This window comes from bacterium, assembly GCA_009926305.1.
In the GTDB taxonomy this organism is placed as follows: Bacteria; Bdellovibrionota_C; UBA2361; order UBA2361; family RFPC01; genus RFPC01.
The window spans coordinates 1-1,189 of sequence record RFPC01000245.1; the positions used below are offsets into that span (position 1 = coordinate 1).

Here is a 1,189-nt window from a genome sequence, read left to right on the forward strand (position 1 = left end):
CGGCAAAACCGACCATTTTTATCGACGTCATGCCCCTTAGCTCAGGAGTTATACGATAATCGAAGAATCCAATACGGTTGAGCTTCCGCAAGCACTCTTACTGATACGCCCTCAAGTGCCTCAGAGAAATGCACAGGTGGAATGTGGTGAGCAAGCACATACGCAACTCCCGATCGGTGTAGCCCCCGCATGAGACCCCGCACAAATTCAATCTGCATGACGTAGTCAGTGCTCCGTCCCGAATGATACGGAATGTTCGAGACAATCCAGTCAAACTCAGGCGTGTTCCATTGTCGCACGTCACCCCAAAGAGCATTTGCCCGCTGCCCATACCCAAAGTGCTCTATACTCCTCTTAACCGCATGTATTGCATAACGTTCCGTATCTAAAAAAGTAACCCTCTCAATCTGAGGTGCATAATGAAGGAGTGAAAATCCAAGCATGCCCCAGCCACACCCAATGTCAGCTCCCTTACCAGAAATACACTCATCACTTTCTAGTAATAGTTTTTCAAAAAACAGAGAACCCTTGTCCGGCTCACTCCAACTAAACAGGGCAGGGTGAGTCGAATAGGTTCTGCTATCATGTTTCACATAAGACGAGTGGTTGTAAGGGCGCTTGCGAAGTTCTCCCACAGCTTCGCTGTTGAAGAGAATGAACTTACATCGTGCTTTTGACTCGACCTCTATCGGACTGGAGAGTTCAGCTGCAAGTCGCTTTGCAAGGGCATCACCTCCGCTTTTCGACTCAAGGCAGAAAAGCATTGTCGCATCCTGTTTCGCCTCTATGGCTGCCTCTTGCAATAACTGCTCGTTGTATGCCCTTGATTTGGTGCCACTGATAATCAAAAAATCATAATGGTAAGGCGAGAGGTCAATCGACGCTAAGGAAAATCCGCTCGCCTGTAGTGCCATTGCTTTGCTGTAGTCGGTCTGTTTGCAAAAAAGAGAGCTTCTGGGAAACTGCTCTAAGAGTGGATGAGGCTCCGCTCCATAAAAAGAAGTAAGGCCATGGAGTGAGAAAAAAGCCTCTCTCTTCTTCAGTGCCCACTCAATAGCATTCAGTTGTGGAGAACTCGGTGACATACCGAGACTATACGTGATATAGCCTTTCGGGTGAATCCAGTTTGTCATTTTGAGCTTGAAGTACTGCCTGGGCTTGAGCCCCTTGCACTGAACGAGTGCTCCAC

General features: G+C 48.1%; 1 protein-coding gene. It reads right to left on the reverse strand.

Annotated elements, in window-relative coordinates; all coding sequences use genetic code 11:
• Positions 1-41: 41 nt before the first annotated feature.
• Entirely contained in the window at positions 42-1,133 is a 1,092-nt protein-coding gene (locus tag EBR25_14215) for a hypothetical protein (GenBank protein ID NBW42125.1), read from the reverse strand.
• Between the last annotated feature and the right edge of the window lie 56 nt (positions 1,134-1,189).